Genomic DNA, 22,490 nt, shown 5'->3' with positions numbered 1-22,490 from the left:
GGTCCGGCACCAAGGATGGGGGCATCGCATTCAGCGTTCCAATTGAATGTTCAGATCGCATTCAGCATGATCGAAGAACAATCGGCAGAATCAGGCAGACCATGGATCTGAGGCAGCTGGAGCATTTCCTGGCGGTGGCTGAGGAGCAGCATTTCACCCGCGCCGCCCGGCGGGTGAACATCGTCCAGTCCGGCCTGTCGGCCTCGATCCGGGCGCTGGAGGAGGAGCTGGGCGCGCCCCTGTTCATCCGCAGCACCCGGCGGGTGGACCTGACCGCCGCCGGCCGGGTGCTGGCCGAGGAGGCGCGGCGGGTGCTGGCCGCGGCGCAGGGCGCCCGCGACGCCGTGGCCGCGGTGCAGGGGCTGGCGCGCGGACGCCTGGCGATCGGCACCACCCACAGCCTGTCGCCCTTCGTCGACCTGCCCGCGCTGCTGGCCCGCTTCCACGCCGCCCATCCCGGGGTCGAGATCCGGCTGTGCCAGGGCGGGTCGGACCGGCTGTTCGAGAAGCTGCGCGACAGCCGGGTGGACCTGGCCTTCGTGCCGATGCAGCCGGCGCCGCCCCCGGACGTCCAGGCCACCATGCTGGCCTGCGAGGAGCTGGTGGCCGCCTGCAGCCACGACCACCCGCTGGCGGGCCGCAAGAACGTGGCCCTGGGCCGGCTGGGCCGCGAGACCTTCGTCGACTTCCAGACCGACTGGGGCACGCGCCAGCTGGTCGACCTGGCCTTTGCCCGGATCCGGGTGGAGCGCCGCACCGGCTTCGAGGTCAACGACCTGCCGACCGCGCTCGACCTCGTCGCGCTCGGCCTCGGCATCGCCCTGGTGCCGGAGGCGATCATCGCCGCGCATCCGGCCGACCCGCACCGGCCGCCTTTGGCGGTGGCGACGCTGGCCCCGCCCGAGATCTGCTGGGAGCTGGGCGTCGCCCATGCCGAGCGCGGCGCCGGGGACGGCCCGGTCAACCCCGCGGCCCGGGAATTCCTGGCGCTGCTGGAGTCGGACCGGGCGGCCGCCGCTGCGGCGTGAGAGAGAATGTAGGTTGGGTTCGCAACTGCGAACCCAACATCCTGCAGCCCAGATCAAGTGTTGGGTTCGCTCACGCGAACCCAACCTACGACCGGTCCATCACCCGCCGCGCGTCAGGCCACCTGCACCAGCGGGCCCGACCATTCGGTGACGATGTCGGACAGGGCCGGGCGCGGCCGGTCCTCCATCGGCTCGGACGGGGTGCCGAGATAGATGAAGCCGAGGATCTTGTCGGTCGCCGGGTCGTGGCCCAGGAGCTCGACCACCTGCGGGTGATAGGCCGGCCAGCCGGTGATCCAGCTGGCGCAAAAGCCCTGGGCATGGGCCGCCATCAGGATGTTCTGGCACAGCGCGCCGCCGGACAGGATCTGCTCCAGCTCCGGGATCTTGCCGGGCTGCGGCTTGTGGGTGACGACCAGCAGCAGCGGCGCCAGGGCCGGCTTCTGCCGCATCGCCTCGATCAGCGCCTCGGTGGCGTCGGGGGTCTCGCGGGCGAAGAGCTCGGCCATCGCCTCGCCCAGCCGGCGCTGCCCGTCCTTGCGCAGCACCTGGATGCGCCAGGGCGCCAGCTTGCCGTGGTCGGGCACCCGCGTGCCGGCCCGCAGGATCCGCTCCAGCGCCGCCGCATCCGGCCCGGGCTCGACCATGTTGCGGGCCGGCACCGAGCGGCGCTTCAGCAGAAGATCCAAGGCATCCATGCTTCGTCTCCGATGATCCGTCGCGTGGGACGGCGCCATTTAAGAATCGCTCGCAACGCCAGAGATAGGCGGATCGGCGTCAGAAATCCAGATCGCGGTAATGCGCCGGCGCCGGAATGCCGGGAACGTGGTCGTCCAGCAGCGGCCGGAAGCTGGGCCGGGACTTTATGCGGGAATACCATTGCCGGGCCTCGGGATGGGCATCCCAGGGCACGTCGCCGAAATAGTCGACCACCGAGAGATGGGCGGCGGCGGCGATGTCGGCCATGCTGAACTCGTCCCCGGCCAGCCAGCGCCGGGTCTCGGCCAGGTAGGAGATGTAGTCGAGGTGGTAGTGCACGTTCTGCCGTCCGGCGCGGATCGCGTCGGAGCTGGGCGGCTGCCCGGTGCGCATCACCCGCTTCATGAACTTCTCGCCGACCAGGTTCTCGGTCACCTCGCGGCCGAACTTCTGGTCGAACCAGACCAGCAGGCGCCGGGTCTCGGCCCGCGCCAGGGTGGTGTCGCCGAGCAGCGGCACCTCGGGGTGCACCTCCTCCATATACTCGACGATGACCCAGACATCGGTCAGCGTCGTGCCGTCCGGCTCGATCAGCAGCGGCACCTCGCCCGTCGGGTTGAGGGCGAGGAACTCCTCGCGGCGCTCCCAGACCCGCTCGACCTTCATGTCGCAATGCAGGTCCTTTTCGGCCAGCAGCAGCCGGACGATGCGGGACTGGGCGGAGAGCCAGATGTGATAGAGGGTTCGCATGGCGCGCGAACTCTAACCGATGCCACGGTATTTCGGTAAGGGCCGCGTTGCGCTGCGGCGACACATGCCTCCCCCGCGCCGGGGCCGGGAACCATCCGGCGGGCCCGAGCCTTTGGTCTTGCTGCGACCGCGAGTCACGCCGCCACCGGCAGGCGGAAGGCGGCGGCGAGGCCGCGCAGGGCGCCGGCGAGCCGGGCGTCGGACAGGCGCGAATGCAGCATCACGTCGGTGGCGGCCAGGGCCGGCAGGCCGAGCCGCGGCCCGATGTCGACGGTGCCGGGCGGCGCCGTCCGGCGCGCCAGCGGCGACACGCCGAGCCCGGCCATGGCCGCCGCCGCGACAGCCGCACCGCCGCCGCCGACGAAGACCTCGACCCAGGGAATGCCGGTGGCGTCGAGCGCGCGCAGCGCCGCGACCCGCACGCCGCAGCGCTCTCTGTGAGTGACGAGCGGCAGCGGCTCGCCCGACCGATGATGCCAGCCGGTCGAGGCGAACCAGCCGAAATCATCGCGGAACAGCACCTCGCCGTCGCGGCGGCCGGCGTCGCGGCGGACGATCACCGCGTCGAGTGACCCGGCGTCGTATTCCCGGAGCAGGTCCAGCGACGAGTCGAGACGGACCTCCAGCGCCAGCCCCGGCCCCTGCCCCGCCACCCGGGCCAGCAGCCCCGGCAGCTCCGGCCCCGCGACATGGTCGCTGATGCCGAGCACCAGCCGCTGCGGCCGGGCCGAGACCGCGGCGATGGCCTCATCCTGCGCCTCCAGGAGCCGCCGCGCCCGCGGCAGGAAGGCCTCGCCCTGCGGCGTCAGACGCACCACCCGCGGCGTGCGCTCGAACAGCCGGGTTCCGAGCCGGTCCTCCAGCCGCTTCAGCCGCAGGCTGACGCCGGATTGGGTGGCGCCGAGCGCGTCGGCGGCCCGGGTGAAGCTGCCGTGATCGGCGACCAGGACGAAGGCCTGGACGGCATCGAGGTCGAGGGAGCGCATCGCCTCATCATTTCAATTCGTCATCACTGATAGTGATATCGAGCTTATTCTGAAATGATCAAGCGGCCGTTATATCGAGAGGCACCGCGGCGTCCGCCGCCCGACCTTGGAGAGTCCCATGCCCCTCGTCCGGATCTCGCTGCGCAAAGGCAAGCCGGCCGGCCACATCCAGGCCATCCGCGACGCCGTCTACCTGTCCCTGGTCGAGACCTTCAACGTGCCGGAGAACGACCGCTTCGTGCTGGTGCACGAGCATGACGACACCGGCTTCGACTACGACCCGACCTATCCCGGCATCGCCCGGACCGGCGACGTGGTGTTCATCCAGGCCACGGTCAGCAACACCCGGACGGTCGAGCAGAAGCAGGCCCTGTACCGCCGCCTCGCCGACCGGCTGGCCGAGAACCCCGGGCTGCGCCGGGAGGACGTGTTCATCAACCTGATCGAAGTGGCGAAGGAGAACTGGTCCTTCGGCAACGGCATCGCGCAATACGTTTGAGGCCTGCTCCTGTCCATCCCCTTATTGTCATCGCCGGTCTTGGCGATCCAGAGAACGTCGAGATCTTCTGGATGCCCGGGTCAAGGCATGACGGTTTGGTGGTTTCCAGCCGTTTTCGCCTACTCCGCCGGGATCCGCAGCGCCTCGTCCTCGTCGCGGATCGGGTGCTGCAGCCGCGACACCATCTCCTTCGGCACCACCTGCCAGAACTTCGACCGCTCGATCGGCCAGTCGTGCAGGATCGAGGCGGCCCAGGCGCTCTGGGTCTCGCGCACATGCTCGGCGATCAGGGACCGGACGAGATCGTCGTAGTGACGGGTCTCGATCCGCTGCCACAGCACGCTCTCCGGATTGGTCCGGCGGGCGAAGCTGCCGTCGGTGTCGTAGACGAAGGCCATGCCCCCGGTCATGCCGGCGGCAAAGTTGTCGCCGACCGGGCCCAGGATCACGGCGGTGCCGCCGGTCATGTACTCGCAGCCGTTCGAGCCGCAGCCCTCGACCACCACCGTGGCGCCGGAGTTGCGCACCGCGAAGCGCTCGCCCGCCTGGCCGGCGGCGAACAGCTTGCCCGCGGTGGCGCCGTACAGCACCGTGTTGCCGATGATGGTGTTCTCGTTGGTCTTCAGCGTCGAGGCCGCGAAGGGCCGGACCACGATGGTGCCGCCGGACAGGCCCTTGCCGACATAGTCGTTGGCGTCGCCGAACACCTCGAGCTTCAGCCCCTGCACCGCCCAGGCGCCGAGCGACTGGCCGGCATTGCCGCGCAGCCGCACCGTCACATGGCCCGGCTGCAGCCCGGTCATGCCGAACTTGCGGGTGATCATCGCCGACATCCGCGTGCCCACGGCGCGGTGGGTGTTGCGGATCGAATAGGTCAGCTGGGTCTTCTCGCCGAGCTCGAACAGCGGCCTTGCATCGGCGATCATCTGCGCGTCCAGCGTGTCCGGCACCGGATTGCGCCCCTCGAGCGTGCAGTACATCGCATGCTCGCCGGGATCGGCCTTGGCCAGGAGCGGGTTGAGGTCGAGGTCGTCGAGATGGGCGGCGCCGCGGCTGACCTCGCGCAGCAGCTCCGTCCGCCCGACGATCTCGTTGATCGAGCGGTAGCCGAGCTGGGCCAGGATCTCGCGCACCTCCTCGGCGATGAAGCTGAACAGGTTCACCACCTTCTCGGGCGAGCCGGTGAACTTCGCCCGCAGCTCCGGATCCTGGGTGCAGACGCCGACCGGGCAGGTGTTGGAGTGGCACTGCCGGACCATGATGCAGCCCATCGCGATCAGGCTGGCGGTGCCGATGCCGTACTCCTCGGCCCCCAGGATCGCGGCGATCACCACGTCGCGCCCGGTCTTGATGCCGCCGTCGGTGCGCAGCCGGATGCGGTGGCGCAGCCGGTTCAGGGTCAGCACCTGGTGCACCTCGGACAGGCCCATCTCCCACGGCACGCCCGCGAACTTCAGCGAGGTCTGGGGCGAGGCGCCGGTGCCGCCGACATGGCCGGAGATCAGGATGATGTCGGCATTGGCCTTGGCGACGCCGGCGGCGATGGTGCCGATGCCGGTGCGGCTGACCAGCTTGACCGTGACCTTGGCGTCCGGGTTGATCTGCTTCAGGTCGTAGATCAGCTGGGCCAGGTCCTCGATCGAGTAGATGTCGTGGTGCGGCGGCGGGCTGATCAGCATCACGCCCGGGGTGGCATGGCGCAGCTTGGCGATCTCCACCGTCACCTTGAAGCCGGGCAGCTGGCCGCCCTCGCCGGGCTTGGCGCCCTGGGCGACCTTGATCTCCAGCTCACGCGCCTGGTTCAGGTACTCCGCGGTGACGCCGAAGCGGCCCGACGCGACCTGCTTGATCGCGGAGTTCCAGTTGTCGCCGTTCTTGTCCGGCCGGAACCGGGCCGGATCCTCGCCGCCCTCGCCCGAATCCGACTTGGCGCCGATCCGGTTCATGGCGACGTTCAGCGTGCCGTGCGCCTCCGGACCCAGGGCGCCGAGCGACATGCCGGGGGTGACGAAACGCTTGCGGATCTCGGTGATGCTCTCGACCTCGTCGATCGAGACCGCCTCGCGCACCGGCACGAACTCCAGGAGGTCGCGCAGCGCCACCGGCGCCTGGCGTCGCACCAGGTCGGAGTATTTGCGGTACAGGGAATAGCTGTCGGTGGCCACCGCCTGCTGCAGCATGTGGATCATCTGGCCTTCCCAGGCGTGACGCTCCTGCCCCTGGCGGTAGCGGTAGAAGCCGCCGATCGGAAGGGTGACGACGTTGCTGGTCCACGCCGCCTCGTGCATCTCGATCGCCTTCATCTGCAGCCCGGCCATGCCGAGGCCGGAGATGCGGCTGGGCATGCCCGGGAAGTATTCGGCGACGAGCGAGCGCGACAGGCCGACCGCCTCGAAGTTGCAGCCGCCGCGGTAGGACGAGATCACCGAGATGCCCATCTTCGACATGATCTTGAGCAGCCCGTCGTCCACCGCCTGGCGGTAGCGCTTCATGCAGGCGTCGAGCGACAGGTCGCCGAACAGGCCGCGGCGCTGCCGGTCGGCGATCGCCTCCTGCGCCAGATAGGCGTTCACCGTGGTGGCGCCGACGCCGATCAGCACCGCGAAATGGTGCACGTCGACGCATTCCATCGAACGCACGTTCAGCGAGGTGAAGGTGCGCAGCGACTGGCGGATCAGATGGGTGTGGACGGCGCCGGTGGCGAGGATCATCTGGATCGCCACCCGGTCCGGCCCGACATGCTGGTCGGTCAGGACGATGTGGGTGGCGCCGCCGCGCACCGCGTCCTCGGCCTCGCGGCAGACCCGGCGCAGCGCGTCGCGCAGGGCATGTTCGCCTTCCTGCGGGTCGAAGGTGCAGTCGATCTCCGCCGCGGTCGCGCCCATATAGGCGCGCATCGCCTCGTATTCGGCGTTGGTCAGCACCGGGCTGTCGAGCTGCAGCAGGTCGCACTGGCTGGCATCCTCGTCGAGGATGTTGCCGAGATTGCCCAGCCGGGTGCGCAGGCTCATCACCCGCCGCTCCCGCAGCGAATCGATCGGCGGGTTGGTGACCTGGCTGAAATTCTGCCGGAAGAAATGGTGCAGCGGCCGGTTCAGGTCGGACAGGACGGCGATCGGCGCGTCGTCGCCCATCGACCCCACCGCCTCCTTCGCGTCCTCCACCATCGGATGCAGGATCAGCTCCAGGTCTTCCATGGTGATGTTCATGGCGACCTGGCGGCGGCGCAGATCCTCGCGGCTCATCGCCGCCTCGGTGCCCTCGCCGCCGGCGCGGATCAGCCCGTCGATCACCTTGATCCGCTTGGTCCAGTCCTGGAACGGCTGGCGCGCCGCCAGCACGTCCTTGATCTCGCGGTCGTGGTAGAGGCGCCCCTCGGCCAAGTCGACCGCCAGCATCTGGCCGGGCCCGAGCCGCCCCTTCTCCGCGATCCGATTCTCGTCGAGCCGGACCATCCCGGCTTCGGAGCCGGCGATCAGCAGCCCGTCATGGGTCAGGGTGTAGCGCATCGGCCGCAGGCCGTTGCGGTCCATGCCGCCCATCACCCAGCGGCCGTCATACATCGCCAGCGCGGCCGGCCCGTCCCAGGCCTCCATCACCGCGTTGCAATAGCTGACGAAGGCGCGGTGCGCGTCCGGGATGTCGGCGTCGGCCGGCGTCGCCTGCGGCACCAGCATGGCCTTGACCAGCGGCGCGTTGCGGCCGGCGCGGACCATCACCTCGAACACGGCGTCGAGCGCCGCGGAATCCGAGCTGCCGCCCTGGATCACCGGCTTGATGTCCTCGATCGCGTCGCCGAACACCGGGCTGGCCATGCGCGTCTCATGCGCACGCATCCAGTTGGTGTTGCCCTTCAGCGTGTTGATCTCGCCGTTGTGGGCGAGCATGCGGAAGGGCTGGGCCAGGCGCCAGGTCGGGAAGGTGTTGGTCGAGTAGCGCTGGTGGTAGATCGCGAAGTTGGAGACGAAGCGCTCGTCCAGGAGGTCCGGGTAGAAGTCGGTCAGCTGCGCCGCCAGGAACATGCCCTTGTAGATGATCGAGCGGCAGGACAGCGAGCACAGGTAGAAATCGGCGATGCCGGCGGCCTGCGCCGCCTTCTCGATCCGCCGCCGGATGACGTAGAGGTCGCGCTCGAACTGCTCCTCCGGCACCCCCTTGGGGTTGCCGATCATGATCTGCTCGATCTCCGGCCGGGCGGCGTTCGCCTTGTCGCCGATGATCGCCACGTTGATCGGCACCTGGCGCCAGCCGTAGATGTAGTAGCCGAAGCTGAGGATCTCGCCCTCGACCAGGCAGCGGCACTTCTCCTGCGCCTCCAGGTCGGTGCGCGGCAGGAAGGCCTGGCCGACCGCGATCACGCCCGGCATCGGCCGGTGGCCGACGCGCTCGACATGCTCGTGGAAGAACTGCTGCGGGATCTGGACATGGATGCCGGCGCCGTCGCCGGTCTTGCCGTCGGCGTCGACCGCGCCGCGGTGCCACACCGCCTTCAGCGCGTCGATGCCGGCCTGCACCACCTCGCGCCGCGGCTTGCCGTCGAGCGTGGCGATGAAGCCGACACCGCAGGCGTCGTGCTCCTCCGCCGGGTCGTAGGCATGGGCCGCGATCAGCCGGGCGACATTGGCCTCGTACTCCTCGACGAAGCGCTGGCCGGCATCCTTCACGCCAAGGGGCTTCACGCCAAGGCTCTTCTCGAACGGGCTCATGAGCTGGCTCCTTCCGGCTGGCGTCATTCCGCCGCGACCGCCGGACGGGCGGCCTGGGCGGCGAGGTGGCGGTCGATCGCGGCGGCGGCGTCGCGGCCGTCGCGGATCGCCCAGACGACGAGGCTGGCGCCGCGGACGATGTCGCCGGCGGCGAAGATGCCGTCGACCGCGGTCATCATCGACTTGTGGTCGACCTTGACCGTGCCCCATTTGGTCACCGGAAGGCCCGGCGCATCGAACAGGGTCGGCAGGTCCTCGGGGTCGAAGCCCAGCGCCTTGACCACCAGGTCGGCCTCGATGGTGTGGGCCGAGCCCTCGATCACCACCGGGCTCTGCCGGCCGGTGGCGTCGGCGACGCCGAGATGGATCGAGTGCGCGCGCACGCCGGTGACGGCGTCGTCACCGAGGAAGGCCTCCGGCGCCGCCTGCCAGACGAACTCGACGCCCTCCTCCTCGGCGTTCTGCACCTCGCGCTGGCTGCCCGGCATGTTGGCGCGGTTGCGGCGGTACAGGCACTTCACCGAGACGGCGCCCTGGCGCACCGCGGTGCGGACGCAGTCCATCGCCGTGTCGCCGCCGCCGATCACCACCACCCGCTTGCCGGCGGCGTCCAGCGTGCCGTCGGCGAAGCCCGGCACGTCGTCGCCGAGCCCGGTGCGGTTCGAGGCGGTGAGGTAGTCGAGCGCCGCGACGATGCCCTTGAGGCCGGAGCCCGGGGCCTGGAAGTCGCGCGCCTTGTACACGCCGGTGGCGATCAGCACCGCGTCGTGGCGGGCGCGCAGCTCCTGCAGCGTGGCGTCGCGGCCGACCTCGAAGTTCAGGTGCAGGGTGATGCCGGCATCGGCCAGCCACTGCGCCCTGCGGGCGACGATGTCCTTCTCCAGCTTGAAGCTGGGGATGCCGTAGATCAGCAGCCCGCCGACCCGGTCGTAGCGGTCGTAGAGATGGACCTGGTAGCCGAGCCGGCGCAGCTGCTCGGCCGCGGCGATGCCGGCCGGGCCGGCGCCGACGATGCCGACCGACTGGCCGCGCTCGCGCAGCGGCGCCGGCGGCTTGACCCAGCCCTCGGCCCAGGCGGTGTCGGTGATGTACTTCTCGATCGAGCCGATGGTGACGGCGCCGTGGCCGGACTGCTCGATCACGCAGTTGCCCTCGCACAGCCGGTCCTGCGGGCAGATGCGGCCGCAGATCTCGGGCATGGAGTTGGTGGCCGAGGAGATCTCGTACGCCTCCTCCAGCCGGCCCTCGGCGGTCAGCTTCAGCCAGTCCGGGATATTGTTCTGCAGCGGGCAATGCACCTGGCAGAAGGGCACGCCGCATTGCGAGCAGCGCGACGACTGCTCCTCGGCCTTCTGCCGGACATAGGGCCCATAGACCTCGAGCCAGTCCTGCCGGCGAGTCTCGGCAGCGCGTTTCGCCGGCATCTCGCCGGCGGTCTTCACGAACTGCAGCATCTTGGTCGTCGCCATGGGCGGCTCCTGGTCACACGGAGTCGAACAGCCCCGCAGCGGCGAGGCCGACGCGACATTTACGGATTTCGGCAGGCTCTGGCGAGCAGTTTTTCGCGATTAGGTCATATTTGTTGACTAATTTCGCGTTGTTAAGAGCCGTTCGCAGCCGAAGGGGTGTTTTGGAACGATTGTTTCAAGAAAATTAGATCCGAACCGGTACTATAGGAGAAACATGTCCCCAGCCTGCTTTGTTGCATATCGCTTGTTCCGACAAAAACGTGGATCAGACGTCTGCAGCCTTCGCGCGACCCTTCCGACCCAACCAATCATCCTCCCCCCTTGCGCTATGGCATTCACACATCGCGTCGGCACACGCATCGGGCCCTGTTGGTTGCCTCTCCCGCTTGCGAGACCTTTTCAGAATTCCCCCTGATCGTCCTGACCGCTCATGACGAGAGTAAAGTGAGTCCCCCCTCCCCTTGCGGGAGGGGGGTTAGGGGGAGGGGGGACTAAAGAAGAGCAGTCGCGGCTATTGTGAGAAGGTCTCGCTTGCGGGAGAGGCAATCTGTTCGCACGCCTGCCGTCGGTGTCGACGATCGATGTGTGAATGCCGCAGTCCCCTTGCGGGAGGGGTAGGGGGACACGGGTTGCCGCAGCCGGCTGCGGCCGGCGCCTGGCCCGACCTCCGCCATTCGCGCGCGGACGCGCGCAGCCCCCTCCCCCAACCCCCTCCCGCAAGGGGAGAGGGAGACATGGAAGGCAGAGCGGCTTCGTAGGTTGGGTTCGCGGTGAGCGAACCCAACAGTGGCACGGTGGCGGGATGTTGGGTTCGCCATGCGAACCCAACCTGCGCGGTCGCGCCGCCAATGGCTCAGCTGCTGTCCGGCTTCGGGAGAGCCGGCACGGGCCGGCCGGTGTCGGGCTCGTCCGATGCACGACGCCAGTCCTCCGCGGCGCGAGCGGCCACGGGAACGGCGGGGTGGTCCGGCACGTGATCGGGGGGCAGGCGGGCGGGGGCATCGAGGGCGTCCCGGTCCCGCGGCAGCAGGGCTGCGTCCAGGTCTCGCCGATCCTCCGCCTCCTCGCCCGGCTCGAGCTCGTCCTCCAGGCACTCGCTCTCGGTCAGGGATTCGCGCGGCTCCGTCCGGGGCTCGCTGTCCTCCGGCTCGGCTGTCGGCGCGGCCTCGGCCGGTGCGGTTCGGCGGCCTCGGCCGCCTCCTCCGCCGGCGTGGGCTCCGGCGCCGCCTTCCCAGCCTTGCGATCCCGATCATTCTCGCGGACCCGCTGGCTCATCGCGATCGACAGCCGCACCGAACGGGCCAGGCGCACCTGCGCCAGCGCGAAATCCGGCCTGGCCCGCCCGATCGGCGTCGCCAACTGCTCCGTCGCCGTCATCCGGGCCGTGCGGAGATGGATCTCGACCAGCTCGGCCAGCGAGCCCAGCGCCCATTGCATCCAGGCCAGGTCCTTATCGACCGGCCTGTCCTCCGCTCCGCAATCGGGCTGCTCCGCGTCCATGGAACATATCATGAACGAACATGGTTGATAATGCCACTGCGATCGAGTCCGCCGTTCTGCGGCATACGAGAAGGTAATTGGACACCGGTTCCGGCCGGGCCTAACGGCTGGGGCCGGTTCCATTGCCCGCCATCCGCCATGTCGATCGCGATCAGCGTCCCGGTCCGCCGCTCCGGCAGCGATACCCGGGACCTCCTGCTGCTGCTGGCGGCGCATGTCGCGCTGTGGACCGCGTTCTGCCTGCTGTACCTGGGGCCGTCCGACCTGCAGAACGACATGGCGGAGGCCTTCTCCTGGGCGCAGGAGATGCCGCTCGGCACCTACAAGCACCCGCCCTTCTACGCCTGGGTGGTGCATGGCTGGTTCAGCCTGTTCCCGACCGCCGACTGGGCCTTCTACCTGCTGTCCTCGGTCAATGCCGCGATCGGTCTGGCCGCGGTCTGGGGCATCGCCGGCCGGTACCTGTCCGGCCCGCCCCGGCTGGCGGCGGTGCTGCTGCTGGAGGCCCTGCCCTTCGCCACCGTCCAGTCGCTGAACTTCAACGCCAATTCGGTGCTGCTGTCGCTGTGGCCGGTGGTGGTGCTGCTGTTCCTGCGCTGCTTCGACCGGCGCGACCTGGCCGGCGCCGTCGCATTGGGGCTGGCGGCCGCCGCGGCGATGCTGTCGAAATACTACAGCGGCGTCATCCTCCTGTGCTGCCTGGCCGCGGCGCTGGCCCATCCCGACCGTCGCCGCTTCTTCGCCAGCCCCGCCCCCTACGTCGCGCTCGTCGTGTTCGCCGCGGCGATGGCGCCGCATGTGCTGTGGCATCTCCACGCCGCCGTCGGCCCGCTGGACTACATGGCCAGCAAAAGCCACTCCAACGCGCTCAGGATCGTCGCCAAGGCCGGGCTCTTCATCGCCGGCTGCGCCGCCCTGCACGCGCTGCTCGGCGCCGCCCTGGCCTGGCTGTGGCGGCGCGGCCGGACGGCGGAGGATCGTCCGGCCATTCCATCCACGGGCGACCGCCGGGCACTGGCGATCTTCGCCCTCGGCCCGTTCCTGCTCACGGTCGCGATCGCCCTGGTTTTCAAGGTGAAGATCGTCACCCAGTTCGCCATCCCGATCTTCGGCCTGTCGCCCCTGGCCGCGATCGTCTGGCTGCGCCTGGCGGTCGACCGGGCGGCGCTGCGCCGGCTGGCGCTGCTGGCCGGAATCGGCGGGCTGCTGCTGCTGTCGGCGGCGCCGTTCGCCGGCGCCTGGACCCTGCGGCACGACATCGAGCACGCGGCCGAGCCGCGGCGGCTGGTGGCCGAGCGGGTGACGGCGCTGTGGCGCCGGCAGGTCGGCGCGCCGCTGGCGATCGTCGCCGGCAGCGAAAGCTATGCCCTGGGCGCCACCTTCTACAGCCCGGATCACCCGACCGACTTCACCGCCTTCGCCCCGGCCTATGCCCCCTGGATCGACGCCGAACGGCTGCGCCGCGGCGGCCTGGCCGTGATCTGCCTGAAGGACGACGACTGGTGCCTGGGCGAGACGGCGAAGTATCAGGGGCTGGACACCTGGCGAACCGAGCTCAGCGTCGCCAAGCGGATGCGCGGCGTGACCGGGCGGGCGTTCGACTTCGTCGTCGTCTTCGTCAGGCCGGGGCAGACCCTGCCGCTGGAGCCGATCAAGCTGCGCCCATTTTGACGGCCCCGGGATGCGCCCCACCGAGACTCGGTCTAGGGTGGCGGCACAACCCTGTGGGAGGGAGCAGCATGCGCAAGAACCGGACCGCCCCGCGCGGGCAGCTGGAGAGCTTCACCATCGACAGCCGGGTGCTGCGGGGCAACCTGCTGGGCGATCCGCATGAGAGGCGGGTCGACCTCTACATCCCGGCCGGGCATGACGGGCGCGACCTGCCGCTGCTGGTCGACCTGGTCGGCTTCACCGCCGGCGGGCCGGCCCACACCAACTGGAAGAATTTCGGCGAGAACGTGCCGGAGCGGGCCGACCGGCTGATCGCCGAGGGCAGGCTGCCGCCGGTGGCGATCGCCTTCCCGGACTGCTTCACCCGCCTCGGCGGCAACCAGTACATCAACTCCGCCGCCATGGGCCGGTGGGAGGATTTCCTGATCGACGAGATGCTGCCGGCGGTGGAGGCGCGGCTGGGCTGCGGCGGGCCCGGCCGGCGCGGCGTGTTCGGCAAGAGCTCCGGCGGCTACGGCGCGATCATCCACGCCATGCGCCGCGCCGATGTGTGGAGCGCGGCCGCGTGCCATTCCGGCGACATGGCGTTCGAGCTGGCCTATCTGCTGGAGATGCCGAACGTGCTGCGGGCCCTGGCCAAGCACGAGGGCTCGATCGAGCGCTTCGTCACCACGCTGGAGGCGGCGAAGAAGATCCAGGATGCCGACCTCCACATCCTGATGTGGCTGGCGATGGCAGCGACCTACGACCCGGAGCCGTCGCAGTTCCTCGGCATCCGGCTGCCGGTCGACCCCGAGACCTGCGAGCTGATCGAGGAACGCTGGGCCAACTGGCTGGAATGGGACCCGGCCGTGATCGTCGACCGGCACGCCGATGCGCTGAGATCGCTGAAGGGCCTGTACATCGACTGCGGCGACATCGACCAGTTCAACCTGGTCTACGGCGCCCGAAGGCTGCACCGGTCGCTGGAGCGGCTGGGCGTGACGCACCGCTACGAGGAGTTCCCGGACAACCACTCCTCGGTCGACTACCGGATGGACGAGAGCCTGCCCTTCCTCGGCCGGGCGCTGACCGAGGGATAGGACGATGTAGGTTGGGTTCGCAGCGCGAACCCAACGGACGGACGATGATGTTGGGTTCGCCTTCGGCGAACCCAACCTACGGCCGCATCAGGCGACCAGGCGGTTGCCGAAGCGGCCGCCGGGCCGGTAGCGGTCGAGATAGCTCGGCAGGATCAGCTCGGCAGGGGTCGGCTGGATGCCAAGATCGGCCAGCGTCTTCGCGCCGGCGCCGACCACGTTGTCGATCTTCAGCTGCACCACCTGGTCCGGGGTCAGCAGCGGCTTCGGCAGCAGGCCGAGCAGCCGGGCCTCGAAGGCCGCCATGCCCCAGGACAGCGAGACCAGGCGCTTCTTCCGGCCGGTCTGCTTCAGGGTCAGCTCCATCAGCTCGCGGAAGCTGTAGACCCGCGGGCCGCCCAGCTCATAGGTCTGGCCGGCGGTGCCGTCCTGCTCGAGGCAGGCGACGATCGCGGCGGCGACGTCGCGGACATAGACCGGCTGGAACCGGGTGGTGCCGCCACCGAACAACGGCAGGAACGGCGCCGTGCGGGCGAGGCCGGCGAACAGGTTGAAGAAGCCGTCCTCGGGCCCGAAGATCACGCTCGGCCGCAGGATCGCGGCCCCCGGGAAGGCCGCGCGCACCGCCGCCTCGCCCGCCGCCTTGGTGCGGGCATAGGAAGACGGGCTGTCGGCCGAGGCGCCGATCGCCGAGACCTGCACGAAGCGGCCGGCGCCGGCGGCCGCCGCGGCGCGGGCGACGCGGCCGGCGGCCTCGGCATGGATCGCGTCGAAGCGCTGCCTGCCGCGCTCGAACAGGATGCCGACCAGGTTGACCACGGCATCCGCCCCGGCCACCGCGGCCGCGACCGAGCCGTCGTCGCGGATGTCGGCGAAGACCGGCACGACCTGGCCGACCGCCCCTGCCGTCTTCAGCGGCAGGGCCCGGTCCGGATGGCGCGAGGCGACGATGATGCGCCAGCCGCGCTGGGCCAGCATCTGCGCCACGTAGCGGCCGACGAATCCGGTGCCGCCGAAAAGGGTGACCGTCTTTTGGCCGATGAAGTCCGTCATGGTCCCGCCTGCAAACCCGGCCGCCACGGCTGCGGCCCGGCCCCCTTATATCCGAGCCGCCGGAGGTTTCAAACCGAGCGCCGCGAAAAAGCGACGGGCGCCCGGATCAGGCGCTTGACAAGCCATGGTGCGGGCACGATATTCCGCGCCGTTCGCCGGGATGCCCAACCGCCCGGGTCCGAATTCGTGGGGCTGTAGCTCAGTTGGGAGAGCGTCTCGTTCGCAATGAGAAGGTCAGCGGTTCGATCCCGCTCAGCTCCACCATCTCCCCTTCGACGACCTTGTCTTGTTGAGAAGCCGGCCAGATCACGGATCGTCGGTGAGAGGTTCCGGCTGATAGGGTGGTCGGACGAAGGACATTCCTTACTCATTGTCATGCCCGGGCTTGACCCGGGCATCCAGGGAATCTCGATGCCGCTCTGGGTGGCCCCTGGATTGCCGGGTCAAGCCCGGCAATGACAGAACTGGGATAGCCCTGCCCTCAGCCTTGTCGAAGCCTCCTGATCGTCACGACGACGGCCGGACACCCTTCGGCGCCGGCCGTCGATGCGTTGGCTCAGGGAGTTCTAGCCGCGCCTGACCAGGCCGGCGACGAGCATGATCACGAACACCACGATCGCGACCCAGAACAGGAGCTTGGCGCCGGCCATCGCCGTGCCGGCGACACCGCCGAAGCCGAACAGGGCCGCGACCAGCGCGATGATCAGAAAGACCACGGCCCAGTGGAGCAGACTGCCGAACATGTCGGGCACCTCGTTCTTGTGAGCCGGCCGGCCGGCGGCGCCGGCGCGGACGTTCACTCGCAAGAACAGGGCCTGCCGCCCGGCAGTTCCCGCTTCGTTCGGCTGAATCGGGGCGGTCAGCTGGTGGTGATGTATTCGCGCAGGCTCTCGGCCTCGCTCTCGATCTCGTCGAGCCGCGCCTTCACCACGTCGCCGATGCTGATCATGCCGCAGAGCAGCCCCTGGCCGTCCACCACCGGCAGGTGGCGGAAGCGGCGCTGGGTCATCATCCCCATCAGCTCGGCCACCGTATCGTCGAGGCCGCAGGTGATGACCGTGCGCACCATGATGGCGGAGACCGGCTCGGCCAGCAGCGCCGGCCCATTGTCGGCCAAGCGATGGACGACGTCGCGCTCGGACAGGATGCCGTCGATGTGGCGGCCGTCGCCGCTGACGATGACGGCGCCGATGCGCTTGTCGCGCAGCAGCGCCACCGCCTCGGCCAGCCGGAGATCCGGCGCGACATGGATGACGGTGTTCCCCTTCACATTCAGAATACGGGCAACGTTCATGGCGATTCCCCGATTGTTCTGGTTTTGGGGAAGCATAACACGCTTGCGCCGGACCGCGACTCGGCAGTTTCCCGGCTGGTCCTAAAGACCGGGCCGGTCCTTGGCCATCGCCAGCAGCGGGCCGCCGGCATCGTCCAGCGGATGGAACCCCGCCCCTTCCAGGCAGCGCACGGCGCGGTGGTTGGAGCGGGCCGGCCGGGCCAGGATGCGCGCGGCCCGCCCGCCCTTCAGCAGCCGGTCGGTGTAGGCGCCGAGGAAGGCGGTGCCGAGCCCCTTGCCGACATAGCTCGGCTCGCCGATGAACAGGTCGATGCCGAAGCTGCCGGGCTCGGCGTCGCCGCCGGGCGCCGCGGAGACGGCGTCATAGGCCTGGAGATAGCCGATCTGCCGGCCCTGCCAGGCGACCAGCATGGGCTCGGCCCAGTCCGACGCCATCAGCCGGCGGATCTCGCGGATCGCGGTGTCCGGATCGCCCCACCAGGCGCGGACATGCGGCATGGCCAGCCACAGGCGCAGGCGCGGCAGGTCGGCGGGGCGGAGCGGCGTGAAGGTGAACATCCGCTGCAGCTTAGCAGAGTGACGGCTCTATTTAGCTGTCATGCCCGGGCTTGACCCGGGCATCCAGGACTGTCGATGCCGCTCTGGGTGGCCCCTGGATCGCCGGGTCAAGCCCGGCGATGACAAATGGGAATGGCGCTCTACTCCCCCGAGCCGCATCTTCAACTCCGCCGGCGCAGATGCGGGGTGATCCTCCATTCCACCGCCCGCACGCCCTGCGCGATCACGAAGTTCATGGCGAGGTAGAGGATGCCGGCGGCGGTGAACACCTCGAAGGGCGCGAAGGTGCGCGAGTTGATCTGCTTGGCGATGCCGGTGATCTCCATGATGGTGATGATCGAGGCCAGCGAGCTGGCCTTCACCATCAGGATGATCTCGTTGCCATAGGCCGGCAGCGCCTGGCGGATCGCGATCGGCACGGTGATCCGCCGGAACACCAGCGACCGCGACATGCCGCAGGCGCGGGCCGCCTCGATCTGGCCGAAGGGCACGGCTTGCAGGCCGCCGCGGATGATCTCGCTGGTATAGGCGGCGGTGTTCATGGCGAAGGCGATCACGGCGCAGGGGAAGGCCTCGCGCAGCGGCCAGTTCCAGACGCCGAGCGCCTCCCACAGCGGGCGGAACTGGCCGAGGCCGAAATAGATCAGGAAGATCTGCACCAGGAGCGGCGTGCCGCGGAACACGAAGACGTAGCCGCGGGAGATGCGCGACAGGATGCCGTCGCCGGACATCCGCATCACCGCCAGCACCATGGCCATGACGACGCCGATGGCCAGCGCCGGCACGATCAGCTGGATGGTCACCAGGGCGCCGCCGAGCAGCCGGCCGAAGGTGTCGAGGATCAGGTCGAGATCCATGCTCAGGTCGCCCGCCGCACGCCGCGGTCGTAATGCGCCTCGGCCTTGCGGAACATCTTGGTCGAGAAGGTGGTGATCACCAGGAACAGGATCGCCGCGGTGATGAAGAACGGGAACGGCTCGCGCGTCGACCGCGCCGCCACCTGGCTGATCCGCATCAGCTCGGTGACCCCGACGACGGAGACCAGCGCCGTGTCCTTCAGGATCAGCTGCCAGATGTTGCCGAGGCCGGGCAGCGCCAGGCGGATGGTCTGCGGCAGGATGATGCGGCGGAACACCATGAAGCCGTGCATGCCGAAGGCGCGGCCGGCCTCGATCTGCCCGTGCGGGATGACCTGGATGGCGCCGCGCAGCACCTCGGTCGCATAGGCGCCGGAGATCAGCCCGACGGCGAAGACGCCGATCGCGAACTCGTTCAGCTGGAACGGCTGGGTGATGCCGAACAGGCCGAGGACGGCGTTGATCGCCCGCTCGTTGCCGAAGAACAGGAGATAGATGATCAGGAGCTCCGGCACGCCGCGGACGACGGTGGTGTAGACCTCCATCAACCAGCGCAGCACGAAGCCGCCCCAGACCTTGAGGCAGGCGGCGATCAGCCCGACCACGAGCCCGAAGATGTAGCTGGCGGTGGAGAGCAGCACGGTCATCCCGGCGGCCCGGACGAACTCGTCGCCCCAGCCCTGGTCGCCCCAGGAGAAGAGCTGCGCCCAGTGGAGCAGCGAATCGATCAGTCCTTGCATGCCTTACCGCTGCCTGGAACGGAACGGGCGGCCGGTGAGGCCGCCCGGAAGCTTCTCAGTTGCCGAGGGCCAGCGGGTCGTAGCCGAACCACTGGATCGCCAGCTTGGCCAGCGACCCGTCCGCCTTCATGGAATCGATGGCCTTGTCGAGCTTGGCCTTGAGCTCCTTGTCCTCCTGGCGCAGGCCGATGCCGATGCCCTGGCCGAACAGCGGGTTGTCCTTGCCGGTCAGGCCGGGGCCGAAATGGGCGTAGCCCTTGCCGGCATCGCTCTTCAGGAAGGAATCCCAGGAGATGCTGTCGCCCAGCCCGCCGTCGATGCGGCCGTTGACCAGGTCGAAGTTGAGCTCGTCGACCGTGTCGTAGAGCTTGATCTCGGAGTCCTTGAACTCGGCCTCGAGGAAGTTCTGGTGCGTGGTCGAGCGCTGCACGCCGATGGTCTTGCCCTTCAGCGCGGCATGGAGGTCGGCCAGGGATTTGGCGTCCTTCAGGAGCCCGTCCTTGGCGCCGACGAACCAGGCCGGCGTATCGGTGTAGGGCACGGAGAAGGCGATCTGCTTCAGCCGCTCCTCGGTGATCGACATGCCGTCCATGAGGGCGCCGCAGCGCTTGTTCAGCAGCGCCGGGATGAACCCGTCCCAATCCTGCTGCACGACCTCGCACGTCAGGCCGGCCTGCTTGCACAGATTATTCGCGACATCGACTTCGAAGCCGACGATCTTGCCGGTGGAATCCGTGTTGTTGAAGGGCGGGTAAGCGCCTTCCATGCAGATGCGCACCGTATCGGCGGATGCAGCACCGGCACCCAGCGCCAGCGCCGCCGCCCCGACGAGGGACAACCAGATCTTCGCCATGAACCTCTCCCGTTGAACCCTGCGGCCCCGGGCGCCGGCACCGCATCCGCCGGCGCCCGTGCTGCCTTACTTGATCGAGGTGTCGAAGCCGAACCACTGCACCGACAGCTTGGTCAGCGTGCCGTCGGCATTCACCTCGTCCAGCGCCTTGTCCAGCTTCGCCTTCAGCGCCGCGTCCTCCTTGCGCAGGCCGATGCCGACGCCGGTGCCGAAGATCGGGTCGTCCTTGCCGGTCAGACCCGGGCCGAAATGGTCGTAGCCCTTGCCGGCGTCGCTGGCCAGGAAGTCCTTCCAGCCGAGGCTGTCGGCCAGGCCGGCGTCGATGCGGCCGTTCTGCAGGTCGAGGTTGAGGTCGTCCTGGGTGTCGTAGAGCCTGACGTCGACGCCCGGGATCTTCTGCTCCAGGAAGTTCTGGTGGATGGTCGAGCGCTGCACGCCGACCGCCTTGCCCTTGAGCGCGGCCTTGATGTCGTCCAGCGTCTTGGCGTCCTTCAGCAGCCCGTCCTTGGCCCCGACGAACCAGGCCGGCGTGTTGCTGTAGGGCTTGGAGAAGGCGATCTGCTTCAGCCGCTCCTCGGTGACCGACATGCCGGCCATGATCGCGTCGTAGCGCTTGTTCATGAGCGCCGGGATCATGCCGTCCCAGTCCTGCTGGATGATCTCGCAGGTCATCTGGGCGCGCTTGCACAGCTCGTTGGCGAGGTCGATCTCGAAGCCGACCAGCTTGCCCGAGGCGTCGGTGGCGTTGTACGGCGGATAGGCGCCTTCGGTGCCGACGCGCAGCGTCTCCGCCGAGGCGGTGCCGGCGGCCAGCACGAAGGCCGCGGCGGCGGCCAGCGACAACCAGCTCTTCATCATGAAGTCTCCCGTTCAGAACTGGGACCCTGCGGTCCCGGGTTGGATGGGCCGATTTCCGCGAAATCGCCGCGCGCGGTCAAGCATCGCGGCGAAGCGGCGCCCGTCAATGCTGCGCCTTCAGGAACTGGCGGATCCGCTCGGAGCGCGGATTGTCGAACACCTCGGCCGGCGTCCCCTCCTCCTCGGTCCGCCCCTGGTGCAGGAAGATCACCCGGCTCGACACCTCGCGGGCGAAGCGCATCTCGTGGGTGACGAGCAGCATGGTGTTGCCCTCCTCCGCCAGCTGGCGGATCACCCGCAGCACCTCGCCCACCAGCTCGGGGTCGAGGGCCGAGGTCGGCTCGTCGAACAGCATCACCTTGGGCTGCATCGCCAGCGCCCGCGCGATCGCGGCGCGCTGCTGCTGGCCGCCCGACAGGTGGCTGGGGTAATGGTCGCGCTTGTCGGCGATGCCGACCTTGGCCAGCAGCGCCTCGGCGCGCTCCACCGCCTCCCGGCGCGGCACCTTCAGCACATGCACCGGCGCCTCGATCACGTTCTCGAGCACGGTCATGTGCGACCACAGGTTGAAGCTCTGGAACACCATGCCGAGCGAGGCGCGGATGCGGTCGACCTGCTTGCTGTCCTCGGGCTCGGCCTCGCCGGAGCGCAGCTTCCGCATCCGGATCAGCTCGCCATTCACCCAGACGCGGCCGTCATTGGGGATCTCGAGCAGGTTGATGCAGCGGAGCAGCGTGCTCTTGCCCGAGCCGGAGGAGCCGATGATCGAGATGACATCGCCCTGCCGGGCCCGCAGCGATACGCCCTTCAGCACTTCGAGCTTGCCGAACCGCTTGTGCATGTCCTCGACGACGATCGCCCCGTCCGAGGGCGCCGCGGCAGCGGCAGCAACAGAGACCACGATAAAAGAGCCTCACCCGAGTTCTTGTTGCAGTCGAAACAAGCATTGTTTCCCGGTGCCGGTCAACCGCGGCCCGACGCCGCGTCGCTGCAACCGCGAAGGCGAAAGTCCGGCGCCGGATTTCATCGCAGAAGTTGCGGGGCATCGGCGATCTCGGCCACATCGTCCCCGGGGCTCGACGGCCGACGGGCTGACCGCGGCGAGGGGCGCGTGCCGCCGCGGCATCAGAACCGTCGCGGATCGGCGATCCTGGTCATGTAGTCCGCCGCGGCCGCCTGCAGGCTGCGGCCGATCGCCATGGGGATGAGGTCGCCGATCGTGCCGCACCCCGTGAAGACTGACCCCAGCGCCTGCGCCTCGCCACGGCCGATCACCTTGTCCAGAGGAACACGGCGCCCGTCGGTCGAGAGCACGACCCGGATCTCCAGCTCGGCCTCGACGGTCTGCCGCGCCGTGCCCCAGCTGATGCGCTCGCTGCTCAGGGACACCCGCATCAGGGCCAGTTCGAAGGCGATGGTGCGCCGGACCCCCGCGATCTTCTGCGCCGGCCCGGTCAGGGGGTCGACCCGGGAGAACGACGCCCGGTCGATCTCCTTCAGGAGATCGGCCATGTCCGCCCCCACGGAGTAGGGGAATTCGTGTGCGCTGCAGCTCGCCGTCTTGAAGCTGGCCGTGCCGGCGATCCAGGTGACCGAGGGATCGAAGTATTCCCCGACCGCGTAGTCGTGCGTTCGCGCCGGACGCAGCGCGCCGGGGGCCTGTGGCTTCACCACGATGAGGGAATGGGTACAGGCGGCCAGCAGCAGGCCGGCCAACCCCGCCCTGCCCGCTCGCCGCCAACGGATCGCCAATCGAGACATGTCGGAATGCCGGCCAGGTGGACGTCGCGAACACGCTAGGACGAATCGACATTCAGCGCAGCCAGAGGATGACGGCGGCGAGATGGATGAAGGCCATGTAGTGAGCGGCGCGTCGGTCGTATCGTGTGG

General features: G+C 69.1%; 20 protein-coding genes and 1 tRNA gene. 5 read left to right on the top strand and 16 right to left on the bottom strand.

Going from position 1 to position 22,490, the window contains the following annotated elements:
• Positions 1-101: 101 nt before the first annotated feature.
• Positions 102-1,028, top strand: a complete 927-nt coding sequence (locus ACFW16_RS29440; protein ID WP_380311906.1) for a LysR family transcriptional regulator — start codon at positions 102-104, stop codon at positions 1,026-1,028.
• Positions 1,029-1,141: 113 nt separating this feature from the next.
• Here ACFW16_RS29440 and ACFW16_RS29435 read toward each other — a convergent pair whose 3' ends face one another.
• The 3 genes from ACFW16_RS29435 to ACFW16_RS29425 all read right to left on the bottom strand — a co-directional run bounded on the left by ACFW16_RS29435 (position 1,142) and on the right by ACFW16_RS29425 (position 3,463).
• Entirely contained in the window at positions 1,142-1,726 is a 585-nt protein-coding gene (locus ACFW16_RS29435) for a nitroreductase (RefSeq protein WP_380311903.1), read from the bottom strand.
• 79 nt (positions 1,727-1,805) lie between these two features.
• Entirely contained in the window at positions 1,806-2,477 is a 672-nt protein-coding gene (locus tag ACFW16_RS29430) for a glutathione S-transferase family protein (RefSeq protein WP_380311900.1), read from the bottom strand.
• Positions 2,478-2,611: 134 nt separating this feature from the next.
• Positions 2,612-3,463: a LysR family transcriptional regulator gene (locus ACFW16_RS29425; RefSeq protein ID WP_380311898.1), complete on the bottom strand. Its 852-nt coding sequence runs from the start codon at positions 3,461-3,463 to the stop codon at positions 2,612-2,614.
• Between the two features lie 118 nt (positions 3,464-3,581).
• Here ACFW16_RS29425 and ACFW16_RS29420 point away from each other — a divergent pair, with 118 nt between their 5' ends.
• Positions 3,582-3,962 carry a tautomerase family protein gene (locus ACFW16_RS29420; RefSeq protein ID WP_380311896.1) on the top strand — a complete coding sequence of 127 codons (381 nt, stop codon included), beginning with the start codon at positions 3,582-3,584 and terminating at the stop codon, positions 3,960-3,962.
• 119 nt (positions 3,963-4,081) lie between these two features.
• On the opposite strand, the gene gltB is transcribed toward ACFW16_RS29420, so the two are convergent.
• The 3 genes from gltB to ACFW16_RS29405 form a co-directional block, all read right to left on the bottom strand.
• Positions 4,082-8,668 (bottom strand): glutamate synthase large subunit, encoded by a 4,587-nt coding sequence (gene gltB / locus ACFW16_RS29415; RefSeq protein ID WP_380311894.1) that lies wholly within the window; start codon positions 8,666-8,668, stop codon positions 4,082-4,084.
• Between the two features lie 23 nt (positions 8,669-8,691).
• On the bottom strand, positions 8,692-10,137 hold the full coding sequence (locus ACFW16_RS29410; protein WP_380311892.1) for an NAD(P)-dependent oxidoreductase: 1,446 nt from the start codon (positions 10,135-10,137) through the stop codon (positions 8,692-8,694).
• A gap of 1,104 nt (positions 10,138-11,241) precedes the next feature.
• A complete protein-coding gene (locus ACFW16_RS29405; RefSeq protein WP_380311890.1) occupies positions 11,242-11,637 on the bottom strand; it encodes a hypothetical protein in 396 nt (131 codons plus the stop codon).
• Positions 11,638-11,775: 138 nt separating this feature from the next.
• On the opposite strand from ACFW16_RS29405, the gene ACFW16_RS29400 reads away from it, so the two are divergent.
• Together ACFW16_RS29400 and ACFW16_RS29395 are read left to right on the top strand one after the other, a co-directional pair.
• Positions 11,776-13,308: a glycosyltransferase family 39 protein gene (locus tag ACFW16_RS29400; protein WP_380311888.1), complete on the top strand. Its 1,533-nt coding sequence runs from the start codon at positions 11,776-11,778 to the stop codon at positions 13,306-13,308.
• 68 nt (positions 13,309-13,376) lie between these two features.
• Positions 13,377-14,390 carry an alpha/beta hydrolase gene (locus ACFW16_RS29395; protein ID WP_380311885.1) on the top strand — a complete coding sequence of 338 codons (1,014 nt, stop codon included), beginning with the start codon at positions 13,377-13,379 and terminating at the stop codon, positions 14,388-14,390.
• Positions 14,391-14,477: 87 nt separating this feature from the next.
• Here the strand turns inward: ACFW16_RS29395 and ACFW16_RS29390 are convergent, their stop codons facing one another.
• A complete protein-coding gene (locus tag ACFW16_RS29390) occupies positions 14,478-15,440 on the bottom strand; it encodes a complex I NDUFA9 subunit family protein (RefSeq protein ID WP_380311882.1) in 963 nt (320 codons plus the stop codon).
• 188 nt (positions 15,441-15,628) lie between these two features.
• Between ACFW16_RS29390 and ACFW16_RS29385 the strand changes: the two genes are divergently transcribed.
• A tRNA-Ala gene (locus ACFW16_RS29385) sits at positions 15,629-15,704 on the top strand.
• Positions 15,705-16,006: 302 nt separating this feature from the next.
• Here the strand turns inward: ACFW16_RS29385 and ACFW16_RS29380 are convergent.
• The 9 genes from ACFW16_RS29380 to ACFW16_RS29340 form a co-directional block, all read right to left on the bottom strand.
• Positions 16,007-16,171: a DUF1328 domain-containing protein gene (locus ACFW16_RS29380; protein ID WP_380311975.1), complete on the bottom strand. Its 165-nt coding sequence runs from the start codon at positions 16,169-16,171 to the stop codon at positions 16,007-16,009.
• Between the two features lie 128 nt (positions 16,172-16,299).
• Complete coding sequence (locus ACFW16_RS29375) at positions 16,300-16,734, bottom strand: CBS domain-containing protein (protein WP_380311879.1); 435 nt, start codon at positions 16,732-16,734, stop codon at positions 16,300-16,302.
• Between the two features lie 81 nt (positions 16,735-16,815).
• On the bottom strand, positions 16,816-17,292 hold the full coding sequence (locus ACFW16_RS29370; protein ID WP_380311876.1) for a GNAT family N-acetyltransferase: 477 nt from the start codon (positions 17,290-17,292) through the stop codon (positions 16,816-16,818).
• 161 nt (positions 17,293-17,453) lie between these two features.
• Positions 17,454-18,149, bottom strand: coding sequence for an ABC transporter permease (locus tag ACFW16_RS29365; RefSeq protein ID WP_380311873.1), 696 nt, complete (start codon positions 18,147-18,149; stop codon positions 17,454-17,456).
• A gap of 2 nt (positions 18,150-18,151) precedes the next feature.
• Positions 18,152-18,889, bottom strand: a complete 738-nt coding sequence (locus tag ACFW16_RS29360) for an ABC transporter permease (protein ID WP_380311870.1) — start codon at positions 18,887-18,889, stop codon at positions 18,152-18,154.
• Positions 18,890-18,944: 55 nt separating this feature from the next.
• Positions 18,945-19,742, bottom strand: coding sequence for a transporter substrate-binding domain-containing protein (locus ACFW16_RS29355; RefSeq protein WP_380311867.1), 798 nt, complete (start codon positions 19,740-19,742; stop codon positions 18,945-18,947).
• A gap of 66 nt (positions 19,743-19,808) precedes the next feature.
• A complete protein-coding gene (locus ACFW16_RS29350) occupies positions 19,809-20,600 on the bottom strand; it encodes a transporter substrate-binding domain-containing protein (protein WP_380311864.1) in 792 nt (263 codons plus the stop codon).
• Positions 20,601-20,703: 103 nt separating this feature from the next.
• The gene (locus ACFW16_RS29345; RefSeq protein WP_380311973.1) at positions 20,704-21,441 is read right to left on the bottom strand and encodes an ABC transporter ATP-binding protein; all 738 of its coding nucleotides are present in this window, start codon (positions 21,439-21,441) and stop codon (positions 20,704-20,706) included.
• Positions 21,442-21,725: 284 nt separating this feature from the next.
• Positions 21,726-22,316 (bottom strand): hypothetical protein, encoded by a 591-nt coding sequence (locus ACFW16_RS29340; RefSeq protein ID WP_380311861.1) that lies wholly within the window; start codon positions 22,314-22,316, stop codon positions 21,726-21,728.
• Positions 22,317-22,490: the final 174 nt, after the last annotated feature.

This window comes from Inquilinus sp. NPDC058860, from assembly GCF_042743185.1.
Lineage (GTDB): Bacteria > Pseudomonadota > Alphaproteobacteria > DSM-16000 > Inquilinaceae > Inquilinus.
Note: the sequence above shows the minus strand (reverse complement) of the source record. Positions and strands in the feature narration are given on the sequence as shown.

What these genes read in the sequence shown, in the direction of transcription:
- ACFW16_RS29440 (WP_380311906.1), top strand. Translation starts at nt 102, where the DNA reads ATGGATCTGAGGCAGCTGGAGCATTTCCTGGCGGTGGCTGAGGAGCAG.
- ACFW16_RS29435 (WP_380311903.1), bottom strand. Translation starts at nt 1,726, where the DNA reads ATGGATGCCTTGGATCTTCTGCTGAAGCGCCGCTCGGTGCCGGCCCGC.
- ACFW16_RS29430 (WP_380311900.1), bottom strand. Translation starts at nt 2,477, where the DNA reads ATGCGAACCCTCTATCACATCTGGCTCTCCGCCCAGTCCCGCATCGTC.
- ACFW16_RS29425 (WP_380311898.1), bottom strand. Translation starts at nt 3,463, where the DNA reads ATGCGCTCCCTCGACCTCGATGCCGTCCAGGCCTTCGTCCTGGTCGCC.
- ACFW16_RS29420 (WP_380311896.1), top strand. Translation starts at nt 3,582, where the DNA reads ATGCCCCTCGTCCGGATCTCGCTGCGCAAAGGCAAGCCGGCCGGCCAC.
- gltB (WP_380311894.1), bottom strand. Translation starts at nt 8,668, where the DNA reads ATGAGCCCGTTCGAGAAGAGCCTTGGCGTGAAGCCCCTTGGCGTGAAG.
- ACFW16_RS29410 (WP_380311892.1), bottom strand. Translation starts at nt 10,137, where the DNA reads ATGGCGACGACCAAGATGCTGCAGTTCGTGAAGACCGCCGGCGAGATG.
- ACFW16_RS29405 (WP_380311890.1), bottom strand. Translation starts at nt 11,637, where the DNA reads ATGGACGCGGAGCAGCCCGATTGCGGAGCGGAGGACAGGCCGGTCGAT.
- ACFW16_RS29400 (WP_380311888.1), top strand. Translation starts at nt 11,776, where the DNA reads ATGTCGATCGCGATCAGCGTCCCGGTCCGCCGCTCCGGCAGCGATACC.
- ACFW16_RS29395 (WP_380311885.1), top strand. Translation starts at nt 13,377, where the DNA reads ATGCGCAAGAACCGGACCGCCCCGCGCGGGCAGCTGGAGAGCTTCACC.
- ACFW16_RS29390 (WP_380311882.1), bottom strand. Translation starts at nt 15,440, where the DNA reads ATGACGGACTTCATCGGCCAAAAGACGGTCACCCTTTTCGGCGGCACC.
- ACFW16_RS29375 (WP_380311879.1), bottom strand. Translation starts at nt 16,734, where the DNA reads ATGAACGTTGCCCGTATTCTGAATGTGAAGGGGAACACCGTCATCCAT.
- ACFW16_RS29370 (WP_380311876.1), bottom strand. Translation starts at nt 17,292, where the DNA reads ATGTTCACCTTCACGCCGCTCCGCCCCGCCGACCTGCCGCGCCTGCGC.
- ACFW16_RS29365 (WP_380311873.1), bottom strand. Translation starts at nt 18,149, where the DNA reads ATGGATCTCGACCTGATCCTCGACACCTTCGGCCGGCTGCTCGGCGGC.
- ACFW16_RS29360 (WP_380311870.1), bottom strand. Translation starts at nt 18,889, where the DNA reads ATGCAAGGACTGATCGATTCGCTGCTCCACTGGGCGCAGCTCTTCTCC.
- ACFW16_RS29355 (WP_380311867.1), bottom strand. Translation starts at nt 19,742, where the DNA reads ATGGCGAAGATCTGGTTGTCCCTCGTCGGGGCGGCGGCGCTGGCGCTG.
- ACFW16_RS29350 (WP_380311864.1), bottom strand. Translation starts at nt 20,600, where the DNA reads ATGATGAAGAGCTGGTTGTCGCTGGCCGCCGCCGCGGCCTTCGTGCTG.
- ACFW16_RS29345 (WP_380311973.1), bottom strand. Translation starts at nt 21,441, where the DNA reads ATGCACAAGCGGTTCGGCAAGCTCGAAGTGCTGAAGGGCGTATCGCTG.